This window comes from Thauera sp., assembly GCF_034003485.1.
In the GTDB taxonomy this organism is placed as follows: domain Bacteria; phylum Pseudomonadota; class Gammaproteobacteria; order Burkholderiales; family Rhodocyclaceae; genus Thauera.
Genome location: NZ_JAVEYL010000012.1, coordinates 82,596 through 98,393 on the forward strand (window position 1 = coordinate 82,596; position 15,798 = coordinate 98,393).

The window sequence follows — 15,798 nt, forward strand, 5'->3', positions numbered from 1 at the left end:
CCGCCCCCTGAGCCCTTCTCCCGTCGATGACCCTCGAACTGATTCAGACCGTCGCCCTGCTGCTGGCACTCAGCCTGCTGCACGGGTTCAGCCTGCGCTGTCTCGCCACCAGGCCGCGACTCGCGAGGCTTGCATCGGGCGTGATCTTCGGCACGGTGTGCATCATCGGCATGATGATCCCGATCAACCTCGCACCGGGGGTGATCGTGGACGGGCGCTCGGTCCTGCTGTCGATGGCCGCGCTGTTCGGAGGCCCCGTCACCGGCCTGATTGCGGGTGCGATCGCGGGCGCCTACCGCTTGTGGCTCGGTGGCAGCGGGATGGTCGTCGGCACCGCGGTGATCGCGCTCGCGGTGGCGCTCGGCCTGGCCTACCGGACGGCCTGGGCGCGCGGCTGGCTGGATCGCAAACCGATCAACCTGCTCGCGTTCGGCGTTGCACTACATGCCCTGTCGATGGTGATGATCGGCCTGGTCCCCGGGCAAAGCATCGCGAAGATCTACGCCACGCTCGGGATGCCCTATCTGCTGATCATGGGCGCGGCGACCACCCTGCTTGGTCTCCTCCTGCAGGACCTCGAAGTACGCCAGAACAACGAACGCGCATTGCGCGAACGCAAGGCCCGCCTGCGCGCCATCGCCAGCGCGGTACCCGACATCCTGTTCGTGCTCGACGAGAACGGACGTTACCTGGAAGTGATGACGCACGACGAGGCGCTCCTTTATCGAGAAACCGAAACCGTGCTCGGGCGTCGATTGCAGGATGTGCTCCCCGAGCCAGTCGGCGCACGGGTCATGAGCGCCATTCAACAGGCCATCCACTCCGGCGCCCCGGCCATCACCGAGTACGAGCTGGACACTCCGAAAGGACGCCGCATCTTCGAGGGGCGGATCCAGGCCATCGACGGCCAGGATGCGTCCAGGACGGTGGTCCTGATCGTTCAGGACGTCACTGATCGGGCCCTGCTCGAGCAGGAACGGCGCATTGCTGCGATCGCCTTCGAGTCGCAGCAGGGCATGATGGTCACCGACGCGAGCAACCGGATCCTGCGGGTCAACAAGGCGTTCACCCAGGTCACGGGCTACGCGAGTGAAGAGGTCATCGGCAAGCCATCGAGCATCCTGTCCTCGGGCCGTCACGACGAGGCGTTCTATCGCGAGCTGTGGCAGCAACTGAACGAGCACGACATGTGGGAGGGCGAGGTCTGGAACCGGCGCCGCAACGGCGACGTGTACCCGGAGCGCCTGTCCATCAGCGCAGTCCGCGATGACAGCGGTGTCGTCACCCACTATGTGGGCTGCTTCACCGACATCACGCAAAGCAAGGCCAGCGAGGAAGAGATTCACGCCCTTGCGTATTACGACCACCTGACCGGCCTGGCCAACCGGCGTCTGCTGACCGATCGCCTGCACCAGGCGCTTGCGCACAGCCACCGCGACGACTGGCGTGGGGCGCTGATGTTCATCGATCTGGACGACTTCAAGAACATCAACGATCTGCTTGGCCATCATGCGGGGGATGAACTGCTGACGCAGGCGGCAACACGCCTGCGCGCCGCGGTACGCGAGACCGACACGGTGTCTCGTTTCGGCGGGGACGAGTTCGTCGTCCTGGTCGAGCAACTCCCCTCGGACGAAGTCGCAGCCGCAGCCACCGCAGAGCGCCTCGCCGCAAAGCTGCTCGATCAGATGGGTGCCTCTTATGCCATCGGGAACCAGCACAACGTGTGCACGGCCAGCATCGGCATCGCCATGTTCGGGGGGCAGAAGCAGACCGTCGACGAACTGATGCAGAGCGCCGACCTGTCGATGTACGAGGCCAAGCGGCAGGGCAAGAATCAGATCCGCTTCTTTGATCCCGTCATGCAGCGGACCGTCTCGGAACGACTGCAACTCGAGAAGGATCTGCGTGAAGCCTTGTCCGGCGATCAGTTCGAATTGCACTATCAAGCGCAGTGCGACGCCGACGGCACAATCGACGGGGTCGAGGCCCTTGCGCGCTGGCGGCACCCGACTCGCGGCCTGGTCCCCCCGGGAGTTTTCATCGCGGCGGCAGAACGCTGCGGATACATGCAGGCGCTTGGCCAGAAGCTGCTCGAAATGGCCTGCATCCAGCTCGGGCGGTGGGCGGGTGACCCTCGTTTTTCCACGCTCCGGCTTTCGGTCAACATGAGTGCGATCCAGCTCTATGGGTCGAACTTCGCCGCCGACACCTGCGCCCTGCTCGAGCGTACGGGCTGCCCCGCCGACAGGCTGGTCTTCGAGCTGACCGAATCGATGCTGATCAGCGACATGGAAGGCGCGATCCAGACCATGGAAGCGCTGCGAAAAATGGGCATCCGCTTCTCGATCGACGACTTCGGTACGGGCTACTCCTCGCTCGCCTACCTGCAGCGGCTGCCGCTCGACGAGCTGAAGATCGACCGCTCCTTTGTCCACGACCTGCCCGACAACGCGAGCAGCCTGGCGATCGTGAAGACGATCGTCGCCCTGGCGCGCACGCTCGGGCTGCGGGTGATCGCAGAAGGCGTGGAGGAGCCGCGGCAACTGGAGACGCTCATGCGAAACGGCTGCACGAGCTTCCAGGGCTTCATGTTCCATTGCCCGACCACGATCGAGGCGTTCGAAGCGCAGGCGCACCCCTTGCGTGGCGCCGCGCCCCCGCCTCCTGCCGGGGATGAACCGGCCAGCGCGCCGCGTCCCGTTCAGGCCGCAAGGCCCGCAGCCGTTCCCGGGGAGCATCCATGAGTGCCGATGCGCTCAGCGCCGAATCGGAATTCGACTTCGTCGTCGACAATGCGCCCTGCGCAATCATCGAGTGGGACCCGGCGCTTCACGTGCGGCGCTGGTCCGCAGGCGCCGAGCGGCTTTTCGGCTGGTCGGCCGCGGAGGTCGTGGGACGACGCATCGACGCGTGGACATTGATCCACGCCGACGATCTGCCCGGGCTGCAGCAGGCACTCGTCGGCCTGCTCGACGACAGCGCCCCGCGCGATCGGCTGCAGTGTCTCAGCGGCAGGCGCGACGGATCGCTCGCCCACACCGAGTGGCACAACGCGGTGCGACGTGACGGTGAGGGCCGGGCGCTGTCACTGCTGTCCTACGTCAGCGAACTGAAGCCCGAGCAGCCTGCCGAGCGCACCCCGCGCAGCAGCGAGGCGCACTACCGCACGATCTTCGCAAACAGCCATGCGGTGATGCTGATCCTCGACCCGGGAAGCGGTCGCATCGTCGATGCGAACCACGCCGCGGAGAAGTTCTACGGATGGACCTGGGACACGCTGACGCGCATGCACATCAGCGAGGTCAATACCCTGTCGGCCGCTGCACTGCAAGCCGAACTCGAAGCCGCCCACCAGGCGCAGCGCACGCACTTCGAGTTCCGCCACCGGCGCGCCGACGGCTCGATCCGCGACGTCGAGGTGCATAGCGGCCCGGTCGCAGACGGGGACCACACGCTGCTGTTCTCGATCGTGCACGACATCACCGACCGCAAGCAGGCCGAAGCCCTGTCCCGGCGCTGGGAACGCTTTTTCCAGCTCTCCAACCTCGGCATCGCCATCCACGATGCCTCGGACAACACGATCATCGACGTCAATCACACCTACGCGAGCCAGCACGGCTACGGTATCGAGGAGATGCGGCACATGCCGGTCCAGGAGGTGTATGCCGCCGCTGAACGCGACGAACTGCCCGCCCGCCTCGCGCAAGCCGACCGCCTGGGCAACATCAGCTTCGAGACCATACATTTGCGCAAGGACGGCAGCCTGGTGCCGATGGTGATCGGCGTCACCGCCTTGCAGGACGACAATGGCCAGACGGTGGCGCGTTTCGTGTTCGCGCTCGATATCGGCGCACGCAAGGCGGCCGAGGAAGAATTGCGCAAGCTGTCACGCGCCGTGGAAGAAAGCCCCGAGAGCATCGTCATCACCAACACCCGGGCCGAGATCGAGTACGTCAACCAGGCCTTCGTCAACAAGACCGGGTACTCACGCGCGGAGGCCCTCGGCCAGAACCCCCGGGTGCTGCAGTCCGGGCATACCTCGCCCGAAACCTATCGCAGCCTGTGGAGTACGGTGACCAGCGGCAGGTCGTGGAGCGGAGAGTTCTTCAACCGCCGCAAGGACGGCACCGAGTACATCGAACACGTCACGATCACCCCGATCCATGACGAGAGCGGCGCAGCCACGCACTACGTCGCGGTCAAGCAGGACATCACCGAAGAGCGGCGCATGGAAGAGGAGCTACTGCGCTACCGCGAACACCTCGAAGGCCTGGTGGCGAGCCGGACCACCGAACTGCAGCGCGCGGTCGACGCGGCCAACGTCGCCAACCGCGCCAAGAGCGAGTTCCTCACCACGATGAGCCACGAGATCCGCACGCCGATGAACGGCGTGATCGGGCTGCTCGATGTGCTCGAGCACTCGGCGTCGTCCGTCGAGCAGACCCACCTGATCGAGATCATGCGCGAGTCGGCCACCACGCTGCTGCGCCTGATCGACGACATTCTCGACTTCTCCAAGATCGAAGAGGGGAATCTCGAACTCGATATCGGTCCGGTGCCGGTTCACGCCTTCATCGCCGGCATCACCGACATCATGCAGCCGGTGGCCGAGCGCAAGGCCGTCAAGCTGAGCATACGCATTGAGGACGACGTGCCCGCAGTCGTCAGCGCCGATGCGCTGCGCCTGCAGCAGATCCTGCTCAACCTGGTCAGTAACGCGGTGAAGTTCTCCTCGGGCCTGGAACGCCCCGGTCGCGTCGAGATTCGCGCCAGCATTGCCGGTGAAGGGCTGATCCGTTTCATGGTCACCGACAACGGAATCGGCATGGCACCCGAGGTCCTCGGGAAGATTTTCCAGCCCTTCTCCCAAGCCGAGTCGTCCACCACCCGCCGCTTCGGCGGCACCGGACTTGGGCTGTCGATCTCGTCCCGCCTGGTACAGATGCTCAAGGGCAAGATCGAGGTCCGCAGCCTGCCCGGGCGCGGCACGCGCTTCGTCGTCACCCTGCCGCTGAGCGCCATCAACGCCCCCGCGGCAAAATACGGCGCCAGGCCGCCTATGGCCAGGTCACCGGCTGCGCCGGTCGATTCGGCCACATGCCCCTCCAGACTGCCGCCACGCGGCCCGATCCTCGTCGCCGAGGACAACGAGATCAATCGCCGCGTGATCGAGCGCCAGCTCGCCTTGCTTGGCCTGCAGTGCGACATGGCCGAGAACGGCCGCGAGGCACTTGCACGCTGGCGCAACGGGCAGTACGCCCTGCTGCTGACCGACCTGCACATGCCCGAGATGGATGGCTACGAGCTCACAGCGCGTATTCGCGGCGAGGAGGCGCACGGCGAGCGCCTTCCCATCATCGCCGTCACCGCCAATGCCTTGCGCGGCGAGGATCAGCGCTGCATCGACGCCGGGATGGACGCCTACATCACCAAGCCCGTACAGGTCGAGATACTGCGCCAGGTGCTTGCGCGCTGGATGCCGGCAAGCGACGTCGGCCTGCCGGTCTCGCCGGCGCCAGCCAGCGCCCCGGCCTCACTCCCGGTGTTCGATCCGCTGGTCCTGCCAGGCCTGATCGGCGAGGACGATGCACTGATCGGAGAGTTCCTTGCCGAATACCGGGTCTCGGCAGTCGGCACGGTGCAATCCATCCGGCAGGCTTGCGCTGACGGCGACTGGCATCAGGCGGGCGAACTCGCCCATCGCCTGAAATCTTCCTCCCGTTCGGTCGGCGCCATGTGCCTGGGCGAAATCTGCGCGGAGATCGAGTTGGCCGGCCGTAACGGCGATAGCGACCTTATCCTGTGCCTGGTGAAGGGCCTGGAGACAGCGCTGGACGCCTTGATGAATGCCATGCCCCCTGATCAGACGAAGCCCGGTACCCGATGAAGATGTTGTCCTCTCCCCACCTCCTCGAGACGCCGCAGTCCCGTCAAGCGAGCTTGCCCGCATGAAGCCCGAGTCACTGAAGGTCCTGATCGTCACCGAAGTCTCCGCCGATGCGGCGCAGATCGTGCATCTGCTCGAGGACCACTTCGAGCAGCTTCATACATCGACCATCGAAAGCCGCTTTGTCGCCGATTTCGAGCGCATCAAACCGGACGTCGTCGTGCTGGCCTTCACCACCCTCGAGCGTGCTGAACGCTATTCGCTTGGCCTGTACCGGCACAGCGAGATTGTGCACACCGTATCGCACCGCAGCATCGTGCTGTGCAACAAGGACAACGTGCACCGCGCCTTCGAGTTGTGCCGCAAGGAGTACTTCGACGACTACGTCATGTACTGGCCGCTGGTCCATGACACCCCACGGCTGGCCATGTCGATCCTGATCGCAGGTCGCTCGCTGCAGGCCCAGCGCGATGCCCCGCCCGCACGGCAAGTGGCTGCGCACGCGCGCTCGGTGAGCCAGCTGGAAGCCGTGCTCGACGATCACATCACGGTCGGTCGGCAGCATGCAGAAGCGGTGAGTCAGGCGCTTCAGGCGGTGGAAGCGGAAGTCGCCGCCCAGCCAGCCACCACCAACCCTGCTCCACCACCCATCCCCGACGCACAGATCCCGACCCCGACCGCAGAGACCTACCTGTCTGCACCTGCCACCGTGACGACGCCGAGTGCCGCCCCCGCGGCGGCCCAGTCCGCCGCCCCGCTCGCCCCGGTCACGGACGCATTTCCCCTGACGGACACCTTCGACCTCGACCTCGATGGCGTGCCCGCGGGCACCGACTTCCAAGCCCCGCTTGCCACGACGCCGCGCGAAGATGTGATCCGCGAGGTGCAGTTACGTGTCGATGACGCGAAGAAGACGGTGGTACCGCTCACCGAATGGATCGGTGGCCTCAAGAAAGACGTCAAGCCACAGCTTGATGCCGCCCGCCAGCTCGGCGAACTGGCCGGCAATACGCAGCCCAAGATCCTGGTCGTGGATGACGACACCTTCCAGTGCAAGCTGCTCGAGCGCCTGCTCAGCAATGCCGGCTATCGCTCGATCGTCGCCCAGTCGGGTACCGACGCACTCGCGCTGCTCGGCCGTCAGCAACCGGACCTGATCCTGATGGACGTCGGACTTCCGGATCTCAACGGCGTCGAACTCACCCGCCGCATCAAGGCCAGCCCCACGATGGCCAACATCCCGATCGTGATGATCACCGGCCACAGCGAACGCCAGGTGTTGGCGGCCAGCCTCAAGGCTGGCGCTGTCGATTTCCTGGTGAAGCCCTTCGACCGCGAGGTGCTCCTGAACAAGATCTTGCGCCACCTCGCTCAATGAGCCTCGAGGGCACGATGGCCGAGCACGCGTGATCAAAGGCACGCGATGACATCGAATCCTCACCCGTCCTCGTGGCTGCACATATACTCATCAACAACGCCACGCACACCTTAAACCATTCATTTCAGAAGGGTTTATCCCTTTGCCGAGCACCGCAGCAATGTTCACCAAGGTGGAAATCTTCCCGTGGGACAGCAATTTCGACACTGGCATCGCTGTCATCGACGCGCAACACAAGCAACTCGTCGACCTGCTGAACTGCCTCGTCAGCCATCTCGCGTACCAGTCCGACGCACCGACGCTCAATACGGTGTTCGATCAGCTGCGCGATTACGTCGAAGTGCACTTCACCACCGAAGAACGCGTGTGGCAGGCTCATCTGGGCGACCACCCCAGCGTCGCCGGCCATCACGATGCGCACGCCAGCTTCATCGATGAGATCCTGCGCCTGAAGGCGGAGGAGGCCACCAAGCCGTTCGAAACCGTCATCGAGAACATCGTCAACTTCCTGACGCGCTGGCTTGCGCTGCACATCCTGGAAGCAGACCGCCGCCTGGCACTGGTCGTGCATGGACTCGAGCGCGGCCTGACGCTCGAGCAGGCCAGGCTGGAGGCCGACGAAACCATGTCGGGTTCGATGCGGGTCCTGATCGAGACGGTGCTGTCGATGTACGACAAGCTCGCCAACCGCACGGTGCAGATGACGCGCGAGATCAACCGGCGTCACCAGGTCGAAAGCCAGCTGCACAGGGCACACGAGGAGCTCCGGCTCGCAAAGGAAACCGCCGAGAGCTCCAGCAAGGCCAAGTCGATCTTCCTGGCCAACATGAGCCACGAGATCAGCACGCCGATGAGCGCCATTCTCGGCATGGTGGACCTGATGCAGCAGGACACCCTGTCGCCGACACAGGGCCAGCGCCTGAAGCACATCGAGGATGCCGGTAACCACCTGCTTGCGGTCATCAACAGCATTCTCGACCTGTCCAAGATCGAGGCCGGCAAACTCACCCTCGAAGAAGCCGCGTTCGATCTGCGCGAGCTGGTCAGCGAGGCCAGCGCGATGCTTGCCCACCAGGCCGAAGCAAAGGGCCTGAGCCTGCACACCGAACTCGACATGCCGGCGATCACCGTCATCGGCGACGCGACCCGGCTGCGCCAGGCGCTGATCAACTATCTGGTCAACGCGGTGAAATTCACCAGCCGCGGCCAGGTCACGGTACGTTGCCGAGCAGCAGAGGAAAGCGGCGGCCTGATCGGGGTGCGATTCGAAGTCGAGGACACCGGCCCCGGCATCACGCCGGCCGACGTGGCGCGGCTGTTCCAGCCCTTCGAGCAGGGCCAGGCATCGACCTCGCGCATGCATGGCGGCACCGGGCTCGGGCTGACCATCACCGCGCGCCTGGCGACGATGATGGGCGGCGAGGCCGGTGCAGAAAGCGCACCCGGCCGCGGCAGCCGCTTCTGGTTTACCGCAAGGCTGCGCAAGGCCCCGCGCAATATGGCGCCACCGCCGGTCACCGACCTCGAACAGGTCCGCGACACCCTTGCCACCCGCCACGCGGGCTGCCGCATCGTGCTCGCCGAGGACGACAGCATCAATCGCGCAATCGTCCAGGTCCTGCTGTCACGCGCCGGACTCAAGGCCGAATGTGCGACCAACGGCGGCGAAGCCGTGACGCTGGCCGAACGCTGCAAGCCAGGCCTGATCCTGATGGACATGCGGATGCCGGTGCTCGACGGCATCGAGGCGACGCGCCAGATCCGCGCGCAGGCTTGGGGACAAGCCGTGCCGATCATCGCGCTGACGGCCAACGCCTTTGCCGAGGACCGTACGCGCTGCCTCGAGGCGGGCATGGACGACTTCGTCACCAAGCCCATCACCCCGGTGCTGCTCTACGCCAGGCTGCTGCACTGGCTGGACCGCGGCCGGTCCGCCACAACCCGGCAATAGCGGCCCCGCCCGCCTACGCCTTCGCGCTCGGCCGCTCGGCGATACGGTCGCGCCAGGCCTGCAGGTGCGCCATGCCCTCTGCCCCCGGCCTGAACTTCATCAGCCCACGTGCGAATTCGATCGCGCAGAAGGCGGTGATGTCGGCGATGGTGAAGCGCTCGCCGGCGACGAAGGGCTGGCTGGCGAGCTCGCCGTCCAGCCAGCGCGCCACCTCGCGCACCTTCTGCCCTTGCGAGTGGCCAAAGTCGGGAAACTGCGGCTGCTCGAGCGGCGCCAGCCCGGGGTGGGTGTGGCGGATGCAGTTGGCGATGGTGCCGAAGAGGTAGAGCTCCATGCGGCGGTCGGTCATCTCGATGAAGGCGCGGTCCTCGAAGCTCTCGCCCATCAGGTTGGGCTCGGGGTAGCGGCCTTCGAGGTAGCTGCAGATCGCGCGCGTCTCGCCGAGGAACCTGCCGTCGTCGAGTTCGAGCACCGGCACCTTGGCGAGCGGGCTCTTGGCGCGGTAGTTGGAGCTGCGGTGTTCGTCCTTGCCGATCTCGACCACCACTTCCTCGATGCCGGTGATGCCCTTCTCGGCGATGAACATCTGCACGCGACGCGGGTTGGGCGCGCGGGGTGAAACGTAGAGCTTCATGCAACCTCCTCAAGTGTCATGTATTGGCCAGGCCTTGTGGGCACTGGACCGTGGGAGCGGGCTTGCCCGCGAATGTCCCGCGTTGAACTGCTGCATTCGCGGGCAAGCCCGCTCCCACAGACAGTTGCTCCCACGGGGCTCAAACCCCGCCGGCGCGCGACTGCCCGGTCTCGATCATGTTGCGCGCCTTGTCGGAAAACGCCTTCGCCTGTTCCTCGCTGTCGCCATCGCGGTCGAAGCTCGAAGGCGGCATCTCGATGCCGCGCTGCACCGCCGGCCGCGCACGGATCTGGTCACGCCAGCGCGTGAGGTTGGTCAGATCGTCGATCGCCACCCCCGACCAGCTGTGGGTGCGTACCCAGGCCCAGTTGGCGATGTCCGCGATCGAGTAGTCGCCGGCGAGGTATTCGTGCTTCGCGAGGTGGCCGTCGAGCACGCGGAACAGGCGCCTGACCTCGCCCTGATAGCGGTCGATCGCGGGCTGGATCTTTTCCGGGAAGTAGCGATAGAAAACGTTGGCCTGGCCCATCATCGGCCCGATGCCGCCCATCTGGAACATCAGCCATTGCAGCACGCGCGAACGCCCCTTGGCGTCGTGCGGCATCAGCCGGCCGGTCTTCTCGGCGAGGTAGATCAGGATGGCACCCGACTCGAACACCGCGAAGTCGTCCTCGTCACGGTCGACGATGGCCGGGATGCGGCCGTTGGGGTTGAGGGCGAGGAACCAGGGCTCCTTCTGCTCGTTGGCCGAGAGCTCGAGCACGTGCAGCGAATACGGCAGGCCGAGTTCCTCTAGCGCAATCGAGACCTTGTGCCCGTTGGGGGTGGCGGCGGTGTACAGGTCGATCATCGGTGTCCTCCTTGAAGACAGGCACGGTGGGGCGAGCCGGACGGGGCCGGCGCCGCAGGCAGATGGGGCATGATCGGTTCATGCCGCAGCGGACGCAAGCCGGCGACCGTCGGCGCCGGCTTACACTGCGCCTCACCGCATGCCCGCATGCGCGGACAGCACAAGGAGACAACGACATGGGACGCCTCACCACCCACGTACTCGACACCGCCCACGGCAAGCCCGGCGTCGGCATCGCGCTCACCGTCCATCGCCTCGACGGCGAGCGCCGCGAAGTCGCGCGCACGGTCACCAACCATGACGGCCGTTGCGATGCGCCGCTGCTCGAGGGCGCTGCACTCGAGGCCGGCAAATACGAGATCGTGTTTGCCGCCGGCGACTACTTCCGCGCCCTCGGCCTGAACCTGCCCGAGCCGATGTTCGTCGACGAGGTCGTGCTGCGCTTCGGCATCGCCGACGCCGACCAGCATTACCACGTGCCGCTGCTGGTGTCGCCGTGGAGCTATTCCACCTACCGCGGTAGCTGATGCCCCCGGAAACAGGGACGAGAACATGGAAGCCTACCTGCTCGACTGGGCCAACCTGCTGGTCCGCTGGCTGCACCTGATCGCGGGCATCGCCTGGATCGGCGCGTCGTTCCATTTCGTGATGCTGGACAACGCGCTCAAGGCCCCGAAAAAGCCCGAAGACGCGCAGCGCGGCGTGTTTGGCGAGCTGTGGGCGGTGCACGGCGGCGGCTTCTATCACAGCCAGAAATACCTCACCGGCCCCAAGGGCGAAGCGCTCACCCGGGACCTGCACTGGTCGAAGTGGGAGGCCTATACCACCTGGCTGTCGGGCATGGGCATGCTGGCGATCATCTACTGGATCAGCGCCTCGAGCTACCTGATCGACAGCCGCGTGATGGCGCTGTCGCCGGCGGCAGCCATCGGCCTCTCGATCGCCTTCCTGGTCGCCGGCTGGGTGTTCTACGACGTCCTGTGCCGCAACATGATCGGCAAGGACGGCCTGCTCGCAGCCATCGTGTTCGTGTTCGTGATGGTCGCCAACTACGTGCTGCACCAGGTGTTCTCGGCCCGCGGCGCCTACATCCACGTCGGCGCCATGCTCGGCACGATGATGGCGGCCAACGTGTTCTTCCACATCATTCCCGGCCAGAAGAAGATGGTCGGGCAGATCCGCCGCGGCGAGCCGGTCGACACCCTGCCCGGCATCGTCGGCAAGCAGCGCTCGGTGCACAACACCTACTTCACCCTGCCGGTGCTGTTCATCATGATCAGCAACCACTACCCGATGACCTATGCCAACGCCAACGGCTGGCTGGTGCTGGGCGTGCTGATGGTGGCCGGCGTGCTGATCCGCCAGTTCTTCGTGCTGCGCCACCGCGGCCAGCTCAGGTGGTGGCTGCCGGCGGCGGGCGTGGCGCTGATCGCGCTGCTGGTGGTGCTGATGGCGCCCAGGCAGGTCGACGCCAGCGGCGACAAGGTGAGCTTCGCCACCATCCAGTCGATCATGGCGCAGCGCTGCGTGAGCTGCCACGCCGACAAGCCGACCCATGAAGGTTTCGCCCAGGCCCCCAAGGGCGTGCTGCTGCAGACCCCGGAGCAGCTTGCCCAGCACGCCGCCAAGGTCGCCGAGACCGTGGCCAGCGGCTACATGCCGCTCGGCAACCTCACCGGCATCACCGCGCAGGAACGCGAAGCGATCGCCATCTGGTTCGCCCAGGGCGCGCGCACCGCGGACTGAGCGCCACCAGAACCCCAGGCGCGTCCCAAGAGCGCGACTGCGACATCCAGCGCAACATCGACCGCGACAGGAGGAGACAACGATGAGCAGCCCCACCAACGCCCCCGCCACGGCCGCGCTGGCCGAACTCTCGCGCCTGGCGCAGGACGCCTTCGTCGCCCGCCTCGAGGGCATCTTCGAGCACTCGCCGTGGATCGCCGAGCGCGCCTGGCGCGCCGGCCCCTTCGCCAGCATCGACGCGCTGCATGCCGCGATGTGCCGGGTGGTCGACACCGCCGACCCGAAGGACCAGCTCGCCCTGATCTGCGCCCACCCGGAACTCGCCGGCAAGGAAGCCGAGGCCGGCACACTGACCACCGCATCCACCGGCGAGCAGCGCGGCGCCGGGCTCGACCAGTGCAGCAAGGAAGAACTCCAGCGCCTGCGCCAGCTCAACAAGGACTACCGCGCGCGCTTCGGCTTTCCCTTCGTGATCGCGGTCAAGGGCCTCACCCGGCACCAGATCATGGACCGCGTCGAGGCGCGCCTGGCCAACGACCGCGACACCGAATTCCGCACCTGCCTCGCCGAGATCGGCAAGATCGCCCGCTTCCGGCTGGATGCGCTGTTCGACCAGGCCGGATGAGTCCGATTGTGGGACAGGCCCCGACGGGGAGGCTCCCACAGACAGTTGCTCCCACGCCACCTCGACAGGCCAGCCCCTCGGACCCCAGCCTTTTTCCGGAACGACACCATGACCTCGAACCCCGCCTATCCCCGCGACCTCGTCGGCTACGGTCGCACCCCGCCGCACGCCGACTGGCCCGGCCGCGCCCGCATCGCAGTGCAGTTCGTCCTCAACTACGAGGAAGGCGGCGAGAGCTGCGTGCTCCATGGCGACGCCGGCAGCGAGCAGTTCCTCTCCGAGCTCTTCAACGCCGCCAGCTACCCCGACCGCCACCTGTCGATGGAAGGCATCTACGAGTACGGCGCGCGCGTGGGCGTGTGGCGCTTCCTGCGCGAGTTCGAACGCCGCGGCCTGCCGCTGACCATCTTCGGCGTGTCGATGGCGCTCGAGCGCCACCCCGAGCTCACCGCCGCATTCAAGGAGCTCGGCCACGAGATCGCCTGCCACGGCTGGCGCTGGATCCACTACCAGAACGTGCCCGAGGACGTCGAGCGCGAGCACATGAAGATCGGCATGGAGCTCATCGAGCGCCTGACCGGCGCGCGCGCGCTGGGCTGGTACACCGGCCGCGACTCGCCCAACACCCGCCGCCTGGTCGCCGACTACGGCGGCTTCCTGTACGACTCCGACTACTACGGCGACGACCTGCCGCTGTGGACCGAGGTGCAGAAGACCAATGGCGAGACCGTGCCGCACCTGATCGTGCCCTACACGCTCGACACCAACGACATGCGCTTCGCGCTGCCGCAGGGCTTCTCGCACGGCGACGAGTTCTTCGCGTACCTGCGTGACGCCTTCGACCTGATGTACGCCGAGGGCGAAGAGCGCCCGGCGATGATGTCGATCGGCATGCACTGCCGCCTGCTCGGCCGCCCGGGCCGCTTCCGCGCGCTGCAGCGCTTTCTCGACCACATCGAGAAGCACGACCGGGTGTGGGTGTGCCGTCGCGTCGACGTCGCCCGCCACTGGATCGAGCGCCACCCCTACAACCCGAAATAACACCCCCCTAAAAGGAGAACCCCCATGGCCAGCCACACCCCCGGCGCCGCCGTCTTCGCCCCCGCTGCCGAACTGCCCGACTGGGCGCAGCGCTCGGTCGACCTCGCCAACCCGCGCCTGGGCGCGAAGGCGCTCGCCGCCTCGGACGACTTCTTCGCCGCGGTCGCGCGCATGCTCAACCCCGAACCCGCCCAGTTCGTACCCGGCAAGTTCGACACCAACGGCAAGTGGATGGACGGCTGGGAGTCGCGCCGCAAGCGCGTCGCCGGCCACGACTGGGCGCTGGTCAGGCTCGGCGTCAAGGGTGTGATCCGCGGCTTCGACGTCGACACCAGCCACTTCACCGGCAACCACCCCCCGGCGGTGTCGATCGAGGCCTGCGTGTCGGACACCGATGACGTCGAGGCACTCAAGGCCGCGACCTGGACCGAGATCCTGCCCGCCTCGCCGATGGGCCCGAATACCCATCACATCCTCGAATGCGCCAGCACTGCGGCGTGGACCCACCTGCGCGTGAACATGTATCCGGACGGCGGCATCGCGCGCCTGCGCGTGTATGGCAGCCCGGTCGGCACGCTCGCCGCCAGGGCCGCCGCGGGCGAGGCGGTCGACCTGATCGCGATGGAGAACGGCGGCCGCGCGGTGTCGTGGAACGACGCCAGCTTCGGCTCCTCGGCCTCGGCGCTTCTGCTGCCCGGCCGCGGCATGAACATGGGCGACGGCTGGGAGACCCGCCGCCGCCGCGAGCCCGGCAACGACTGGTGCGTGATCGAGCTCGGCGCGCCGGGCACGGTCGAGCGCATCGAGGTCGACACCGCCTTCTTCAAGGGCAACTACCCCGATCGCTGCTCGCTGCAGGCGGCATATGTGAGCGGCGGAACCGACCGTTCGATCACCACCCAGTCGATGTTCTGGCAGACCCTGCTGCCCGAGCAGAAGCTGGAGATGGACACGATCCAAAGCTTCACCGACGAGCTCGCCAAGCTCGGCCCGATCACCCACGTCCGCTTCAACATCTTCCCCGACGGCGGCGTCTCGCGCCTGCGCCTGTGGGGCAAGGTGGAGGCGCGCTAAACCCCCAGTCGTGCCCGCTCCCACAGACAGTTGCTCCCACGGCACATCCGCCGCCTTATCGAGACTTGCCATGTCCGCCCACAAGCTCCTTACCCTCCGCGTCGAACCGCTCACCCGCGAAGCCTTCGCCCCCTTCGGCGAGGTCATCGAGGCCAGCGCCGCCGCCCAGCACTTCACCATCAACGCCGGCAACACCGAGCGTTACCACGACCTCGCCCGCATCGAGCCCGGAACCGATGGCCGCGTCATCGTTTCCATCTTCCGCGGCCAGCCACGCACCCTGCCCTTCACCGTGAACATGATGGAGCGCCACCCGCTCGCCTCGCAGGCCTTCGTCCCGATGTCGGGCAAGCCCTACCTGGTGGTGGTAGCGCCCGCGGGCGAGGCGCCAAAGGTCGAGGACCTCAAGGTCTTCCTCGCCCGCGGTGACCAGGGCGTGAATTACGCCACCGGCGTCTGGCACCACCCGCTGCTCGCGCTCGAAGGCGTGTGCGACTTCATCGTCATCGACCGCAGCGGGCCGGGGCACAACTGCGAAGAGGTGCAGCTCGAGCGCCAGGGGGTGATCGAGATGTGATCGACGGCGTGTGAGGACCGAACCGTTAGCGC

At 66.4% G+C, this 15,798-nt stretch carries 12 protein-coding genes; 10 read left to right on the top strand and 2 right to left on the bottom strand.

The window, feature by feature from the left end:
• Nucleotides 1-26 precede the first annotated feature (26 nt).
• The 4 genes from RBT54_RS08810 (at nucleotide 27) to RBT54_RS08825 (ending at nucleotide 9,219) form a co-directional block, all read left to right on the top strand.
• Nucleotides 27-2,747, top strand: a complete 2,721-nt coding sequence (locus RBT54_RS08810; protein ID WP_320366247.1) for an EAL domain-containing protein — start codon at nucleotides 27-29, stop codon at nucleotides 2,745-2,747.
• Nucleotides 2,744-5,890, top strand: a complete 3,147-nt coding sequence (locus RBT54_RS08815; RefSeq protein ID WP_320366249.1) for a PAS domain S-box protein — start codon at nucleotides 2,744-2,746, stop codon at nucleotides 5,888-5,890. Before RBT54_RS08810 ends, RBT54_RS08815 begins: the two co-directional genes overlap by 4 nt.
• Nucleotides 5,891-5,951: 61 nt before the next feature.
• On the top strand, nucleotides 5,952-7,268 hold the full coding sequence (locus RBT54_RS08820; protein ID WP_320366251.1) for a response regulator: 1,317 nt from the start codon (nucleotides 5,952-5,954) through the stop codon (nucleotides 7,266-7,268).
• Between the two features lie 160 nt (nucleotides 7,269-7,428).
• Nucleotides 7,429-9,219 carry a bacteriohemerythrin gene (locus RBT54_RS08825; RefSeq protein WP_320366253.1) on the top strand — a complete coding sequence of 597 codons (1,791 nt, stop codon included), beginning with the start codon at nucleotides 7,429-7,431 and terminating at the stop codon, nucleotides 9,217-9,219.
• 13 nt (nucleotides 9,220-9,232) lie between these two features.
• On the opposite strand, the gene RBT54_RS08830 is transcribed toward RBT54_RS08825, so the two are convergent.
• Nucleotides 9,233-9,853, bottom strand: a complete 621-nt coding sequence (locus RBT54_RS08830; protein WP_320366255.1) for a glutathione S-transferase family protein — start codon at nucleotides 9,851-9,853, stop codon at nucleotides 9,233-9,235.
• A gap of 139 nt (nucleotides 9,854-9,992) precedes the next feature.
• Nucleotides 9,993-10,703 carry a glutathione S-transferase family protein gene (locus RBT54_RS08835; RefSeq protein WP_320366257.1) on the bottom strand — a complete coding sequence of 237 codons (711 nt, stop codon included), beginning with the start codon at nucleotides 10,701-10,703 and terminating at the stop codon, nucleotides 9,993-9,995.
• 176 nt (nucleotides 10,704-10,879) lie between these two features.
• On the opposite strand from RBT54_RS08835, the gene uraH reads away from it, so the two are divergent.
• The 6 genes from uraH (at nucleotide 10,880) to RBT54_RS08865 (ending at nucleotide 15,766) form a co-directional block, all read left to right on the top strand.
• Complete coding sequence (uraH, locus tag RBT54_RS08840; protein ID WP_320366259.1) at nucleotides 10,880-11,230, top strand: hydroxyisourate hydrolase; 351 nt, start codon at nucleotides 10,880-10,882, stop codon at nucleotides 11,228-11,230.
• A gap of 25 nt (nucleotides 11,231-11,255) precedes the next feature.
• Nucleotides 11,256-12,449, top strand: coding sequence for a urate hydroxylase PuuD (locus tag RBT54_RS08845; RefSeq protein WP_320366261.1), 1,194 nt, complete (start codon nucleotides 11,256-11,258; stop codon nucleotides 12,447-12,449).
• An 82-nt stretch (nucleotides 12,450-12,531) separates the two neighbouring features.
• Entirely contained in the window at nucleotides 12,532-13,074 is a 543-nt protein-coding gene (uraD, locus tag RBT54_RS08850) for a 2-oxo-4-hydroxy-4-carboxy-5-ureidoimidazoline decarboxylase (protein ID WP_320366263.1), read from the top strand.
• A 108-nt stretch (nucleotides 13,075-13,182) separates the two neighbouring features.
• Entirely contained in the window at nucleotides 13,183-14,115 is a 933-nt protein-coding gene (gene puuE, locus RBT54_RS08855) for an allantoinase PuuE (protein ID WP_320366265.1), read from the top strand.
• A gap of 24 nt (nucleotides 14,116-14,139) precedes the next feature.
• Nucleotides 14,140-15,189: an allantoicase gene (gene alc / locus RBT54_RS08860; RefSeq protein ID WP_320366267.1), complete on the top strand. Its 1,050-nt coding sequence runs from the start codon at nucleotides 14,140-14,142 to the stop codon at nucleotides 15,187-15,189.
• 70 nt (nucleotides 15,190-15,259) lie between these two features.
• Nucleotides 15,260-15,766, top strand: coding sequence for an ureidoglycolate lyase (locus RBT54_RS08865; protein ID WP_320366269.1), 507 nt, complete (start codon nucleotides 15,260-15,262; stop codon nucleotides 15,764-15,766).
• Nucleotides 15,767-15,798: the final 32 nt, after the last annotated feature.

Excerpts from the sequence above, each read along its gene's own strand:
- RBT54_RS08810 (WP_320366247.1), top strand. The coding sequence starts at position 27 with ATGACCCTCGAACTGATTCAGACCGTCGCCCTGCTGCTGGCACTCAGC.
- RBT54_RS08815 (WP_320366249.1), top strand. The coding sequence starts at position 2,744 with ATGAGTGCCGATGCGCTCAGCGCCGAATCGGAATTCGACTTCGTCGTC.
- RBT54_RS08820 (WP_320366251.1), top strand. The coding sequence starts at position 5,952 with ATGAAGCCCGAGTCACTGAAGGTCCTGATCGTCACCGAAGTCTCCGCC.
- RBT54_RS08825 (WP_320366253.1), top strand. The coding sequence starts at position 7,429 with ATGTTCACCAAGGTGGAAATCTTCCCGTGGGACAGCAATTTCGACACT.
- RBT54_RS08830 (WP_320366255.1), bottom strand. The coding sequence starts at position 9,853 with ATGAAGCTCTACGTTTCACCCCGCGCGCCCAACCCGCGTCGCGTGCAG.
- RBT54_RS08835 (WP_320366257.1), bottom strand. The coding sequence starts at position 10,703 with ATGATCGACCTGTACACCGCCGCCACCCCCAACGGGCACAAGGTCTCG.
- uraH (WP_320366259.1), top strand. The coding sequence starts at position 10,880 with ATGGGACGCCTCACCACCCACGTACTCGACACCGCCCACGGCAAGCCC.
- RBT54_RS08845 (WP_320366261.1), top strand. The coding sequence starts at position 11,256 with ATGGAAGCCTACCTGCTCGACTGGGCCAACCTGCTGGTCCGCTGGCTG.
- uraD (WP_320366263.1), top strand. The coding sequence starts at position 12,532 with ATGAGCAGCCCCACCAACGCCCCCGCCACGGCCGCGCTGGCCGAACTC.
- puuE (WP_320366265.1), top strand. The coding sequence starts at position 13,183 with ATGACCTCGAACCCCGCCTATCCCCGCGACCTCGTCGGCTACGGTCGC.
- alc (WP_320366267.1), top strand. The coding sequence starts at position 14,140 with ATGGCCAGCCACACCCCCGGCGCCGCCGTCTTCGCCCCCGCTGCCGAA.
- RBT54_RS08865 (WP_320366269.1), top strand. The coding sequence starts at position 15,260 with ATGTCCGCCCACAAGCTCCTTACCCTCCGCGTCGAACCGCTCACCCGC.